Source organism: Pararhizobium sp. P1_E7, from assembly GCF_056405855.1.
Window position 1 is genome coordinate 1 of record NZ_JBFUBH010000243.1, and the last position, 795, is coordinate 795.

Annotated in this window: 1 protein-coding gene; it reads right to left on the reverse strand. The window is 52.2% G+C overall.

What is annotated here, in order from left to right:
* Window positions 1-11: 11 nt before the first annotated feature.
* A partial coding sequence (locus tag AC1D17_RS29200) for a helix-turn-helix domain-containing protein (RefSeq protein ID WP_477568672.1) occupies window positions 12-795 on the reverse strand: 784 nt, incomplete at its 5' end.

The following is a 795-nucleotide window of genomic DNA, read 5'->3' on the forward strand; positions in this document are numbered from 1 at the left end:
GGATGTTCGTATCAATGAGATACGACTGTTGCGTCATCTCTTAGGGCCTTTCGCAGATCGCGGCTCGCATACAGGAATGACTGAGGTGGTTCGAATCCAAATTTCTCTCGTAACTCCGTGAGTGGGACGGGACGGGAGAATGGCTTAACATCTTCAAAGAGCAGAGCGAAACCAAACTCTAAACCCTGAAAATAGCTATCAAAATCATTTCGCTCGATAAAGGCGGTGTCTTCAAACTCGGACCAGATTTGCTGCACGGGCAGCTTCAGCACATCCTTGATCTCGGCTATTCCGACCATTGCCCTAATTGGCGACGTCGAATAGATATACGCCATGGTTCCGCCAGGCGCCGAAACCGGAAATCGCCGGCGAAGCTCAACGGTTTTGCGTCCTTCCATAATTTTCTCCGAATATTGCGGACGAATGGAAAGAACAACATCTCTCTGCGGACGAAACGGCTCATCTGCCAAGAGCGGAAAGACAAGCTGATCGTCGTTGCCGTATTCAATGTCGAATGTCTCTTTCACGCGCAGGACAAGGCGAGCGTCTGCGGGGAAGACTGCGTCTACACGCAACGACGCACCAAGAGCTTCCACGTAGCGTTTGATCGTGGACAGGTGAACTTCGCCACCCTTTTCAAGTTTTGAAACGGCTGCTTGCTGGACATTCATGCGAACAGCCATTTCGGCTTGCGTCAGTCCAGACAGAAGCCGAAGTCGACGCAGATCGACACCAGCAGCATGCTCGTCACGTGGCTCGGTTGCCGCCGAGGCTTCGATAACTTTTCCCGCCAGT